2 protein-coding genes are annotated in these 3,852 nt (G+C 63.5%); one reads left to right on the top strand and one right to left on the bottom strand.

The window, feature by feature from the left end; translation table 11 throughout:
- Positions 1-171 precede the first annotated feature (171 nt).
- Positions 172-2,301 (bottom strand): excinuclease ABC subunit UvrB, encoded by a 2,130-nt coding sequence (gene uvrB, locus AC1DU6_RS22870; protein ID WP_457442229.1) that lies wholly within the window; start codon positions 2,299-2,301, stop codon positions 172-174.
- 127 nt (positions 2,302-2,428) lie between these two features.
- On the opposite strand from uvrB, the gene AC1DU6_RS22865 reads away from it, so the two are divergent.
- Positions 2,429-3,616 (top strand): amino acid aminotransferase, encoded by a 1,188-nt coding sequence (locus AC1DU6_RS22865; RefSeq protein WP_457323806.1) that lies wholly within the window; start codon positions 2,429-2,431, stop codon positions 3,614-3,616.
- Positions 3,617-3,852 lie beyond the last annotated feature (236 nt).

Raw genomic sequence — 3,852 nt, 5'->3', positions numbered from 1 at the left:
GAGTGGCACGACCAGGATTTGTCCTGGACAAATGATTTCGGGTTAACCCGGCACGCCCAGACAATACCCGAGCGAATCATTTCCGATGATTTTACTCGACTACTCGGCCACTTCCTATGGCCGCCAGGTATCCCTAGGTTTCGGCAGGTTTTTTGCTGCGGCGCAGCAGCTTCAGCGAACTGGACCTGCCTTTCGAGCACTGTCCAGGGGCACGATGTTGTCGTGCACGCGGGCGCCGAAGGCCTGCTCGCGCAGTTGAGCCAGTTGATCGCGCATCCGCGCAGCCTGTTCGAACTCCAGGTTGCGGGCGTGTTCCAGCATCTGCTTTTCGAGCTGGGCGATACGTTTGGCCAGATCCTTCTCGGACAAGTCCTCGACCTTGGCCGCGGCCAGCAATTTGGCATCGTCTCGGCCGGATTCGGCCGAATAGACGCCGTCGATCAAATCCTTGATGCGCTTTTGCACGCTGCGCGGCGTGATGCCGTTTTCCTCGTTGAAGGCGATCTGCCTGGCGCGCCGGCGTTCGGTCTCGCCAATGGCCTTGCGCATCGACTCGGTGATGCGGTCGCCGTACAGGATGGCCTTGCCGTTCAGGTTGCGCGCGGCCCGGCCGATGGTCTGAATCAGGCTGCGCTCGGCGCGCAGGAAGCCTTCCTTGTCGGCATCCAGGATGGCGACAAGCGACACCTCGGGGATATCCAGCCCTTCGCGCAGCAGGTTGATGCCCACCAGCACGTCGAAAGCGCCCAGTCGCAGGTCGCGCAGGATCTCGACACGCTCCACCGTGTCCACGTCGGAGTGCAGATAGCGCACCTTGACGCCGTTGTCGCTGAGGTAGTCGGTCAGTTGCTCAGCCATGCGCTTGGTCAGGGTCGTGATCAACACGCGCTCATGCACCTCGACACGCAAGCGGATCTCCTGAAGCACGTCGTCGACCTGATGAGTGGCCGGCCGGACCTCGACGAGGGGGTCAACCAGGCCCGTCGGCCGCACGACCTGCTCCACTACCTGCCCCGCGTTGTCCTGCTCATACTGCGCCGGCGTGGCCGACACAAAGATGGCCTGACGCATCTTGCGTTCGAACTCGGCAAACTTCAGCGGCCGGTTGTCCAAGGCGGACGGCAGGCGAAAGCCGTATTCCACCAGCGTCGTCTTGCGCGCCCGGTCACCGTTGTACATGCCGCCGAACTGGCCGATCAGCACGTGGCTCTCGTCCAGGAACATGAGGGCGTCCTTGGGCAGGTAGTCCACCAGCGTCGGCGGCGGGTCGCCCGGCTGGGCGCCGGACAGGTGCCGCGTGTAGTTCTCAATGCCTTTGCAGTGGCCCACCTCCTGCAACATCTCCAGGTCGAAGCGCGTGCGCTGCTCGACGCGCTGCGCCTCCACCAGCTTGCCCTCCTTGACGAAGAAGTCAACGCGCTCGCGCAGCTCCGCCTTGATCGCGTCGGTGGCCGCCAGCACGCGGTCGCGCGGCGTCACGTAATGGCTGCTCGGGTAAACGGTGAAGCGCGGGATCTTCTGGCGGATCTGCCCCGTAAGAGGGTCAAACAGCGACAGCGCCTCGATCTCGTCGTCGAAGAGTTCGATGCGGATGGCCAGCTCCGAGTGCTCGGCCGGGAATACATCGATGGTGTCGCCGCGCACGCGGAAATGCCCGCGCACGAACTCCATTTCGTTGCGGGTGTACTGCATGCGGATCAGGTGGGCGATGACGTCGCGCTGGCCCATCTTGTCGCCCACGCGCAGCGTCATCACCATCTGGTGGTAGTCGCTCGGATTGCCGATGCCGTAGATGGCCGATACGGACGCCACGATGATCACGTCGCGCCGCTCCAACAGGCTCTTGGTGCACGAAAGCCGCAACTGCTCGATGTGCTCGTTGATCGCGCTGTCCTTCTCGATGAAAAGGTCGCGCTGCGGCACATAAGCCTCGGGCTGGTAATAGTCGTAATAGCTGACGAAGTACTCGACGGCGTTGTTCGGAAAGAAGTCCCGGAACTCACTGTAGAGCTGGGCCGCCAGCGTCTTGTTGGGAGCAAAGACGATGGCCGGGCGCCCCAGGCGGGCGATGACATTGGCCATCGTGAAGGTCTTGCCCGAACCGGTGACGCCCAGCAGGGTCTGGTAGCTGAGGCCGTCGTTGATGCCTTCGATGAGCTTGGCGATGGCGGTCGGCTGGTCCCCCGCCGGCGGGAAAGGCTGGAACAGCTGGAACGGCGAGCCTTCGAAGCTGACGAATTCGCCCTTGCGTTCCTCCGAGTCACTTTCTGGACCGGACATGACGTTCAAGGCTTCTTGCATGGGGAATTCCCTGGGTTCGGCGGCAAAATTGCTGCGCTGCATTGCTGCAATGCARAAGCGGTCAGGTTAGCGCAGACCCTGATTCTTCAAGCCTCCCCTCCTGCCAACGTCCCTTCAGGAACCCGCCATGTCTTTGTTCGCCGATGTCGCCCTTGCTCCCCGTGACCCCATCCTCGGCCTGAACGAGCAGTTCAACGCCGACACCCGCCCCGGCAAGGTCAATCTCGGCGTTGGCGTCTACTACGACGAAGCCGGCAAGCTGCCGCTGTTGAAATGCGTCCGCGAAGCCGAGGCCGCCATGGCCGCCGCCCCCAAGCCGCGCGGCTACCTCCCCATTGATGGCATTGCCGCTTATGACAAGGCCGTTCAGAAGCTGGTCTTCGGCTCCGAACTGAAGAACGTCGCCACCGTGCAGGCCCTGGGCGGCACCGGCGCGCTGAAGATCGGCGCCGACTTCCTGAAGCAGCTCAACCCCGCCTCCAAGGTGCTGATCTCCGACCCGAGTTGGGAGAACCACCGCGCCCTGTTCACCCAGGCCGGCTTCACGGTCGAGGCCTACCCCTACTACGACGCGGCCAGGAAGGGCATCAACTTCGACGGCATGCTGGCCGCGCTGAATGCCGCACCCGCCGGCACCGTCGTCGTGCTGCACGCCTGCTGTCACAACCCGACCGGCTATGACATCACGGCCGAGCAGTGGGCCCAGGTCGTCGCCGCCGTCAAGGCCAAGGGCCTGACGCCCTTCCTGGACATGGCCTACCAGGGCTTTGGCTTCGGCCTGAAGGAAGATGGCGAGGCGGTGCGCCAGTTCATGGCCGCCGGTGTCGGTTTCTTCGTGTCGACCAGCTTCTCCAAGAGCTTCTCGCTGTACGGCGAACGCTGCGGCGCGTTGAGCGTGGTCTGCAGCAGCGACGAGGAAGCCGTGCGCGTGCTGTCGCAGCTGAAGATCATGATCCGCACCAACTACTCCAACCCGCCCACGCATGGTGCCCAGGTCGTCGCCCAGGTGCTGTCCGACGACAAGCTGCGCGCGCTTTGGGAAGAGGAGCTGGCCGGCATGCGTGTGCGCATCAAGGCCATGCGCGGCGCGCTGGTCGCCGCGCTGAAAGCTGCCGGCGTGACCCAAGACCTGTCCTTCGTCACTGAGCAACTGGGTATGTTCAGCTACTCGGGCTTGAACGCCACCCAGATGCAGCGTCTGCGCAGCGAGTTCGGCGTCTATGGCGTGGACTCTGGCCGCATCTGTGTCGCCGCACTGAATGAGGGCAATCTGCCCACCGTCGCCAGCGCGATGGCGGCGGTCATCAAGGGCTGAAAGCCCTTCAATGCACCAGCCAAGTGCGCAGGATTGGCGGTTTGACCGCCCATCCGATGCTGCAGCGCACAAGGCCGAAAGCGTTTTCTGGCACCATCGGGGCGTCCCGGCCCCTAGTTCAAGGTTTGCCAATGCTGTATCAGTTCTTCGAAACCCAGCGCGCGCTGCTCAGTCCCTTCTCTGAGTTCGCAGCCGCGTCGGCCAAGCTCTACAGCCACCCGCTGTCACCGTTCACC

It is taken from the genome of Roseateles sp. P5_B10 (genome assembly GCF_056400485.1).
The sequence above is the reverse complement of the archived record's forward strand: the minus strand, read 5'-3'. Positions and strand labels throughout refer to the sequence as shown.

Coding starts and splice junctions, on each gene's coding strand:
- AC1DU6_RS22865 (WP_457323806.1), top strand. CDS start 2,429: ATGTCTTTGTTCGCCGATGTCGCCCTTGCTCCCCGTGACCCCATCCTC.
- uvrB (WP_457442229.1), bottom strand. CDS start 2,301: ATGCAAGAAGCCTTGAACGTCATGTCCGGTCCAGAAAGTGACTCGGAG.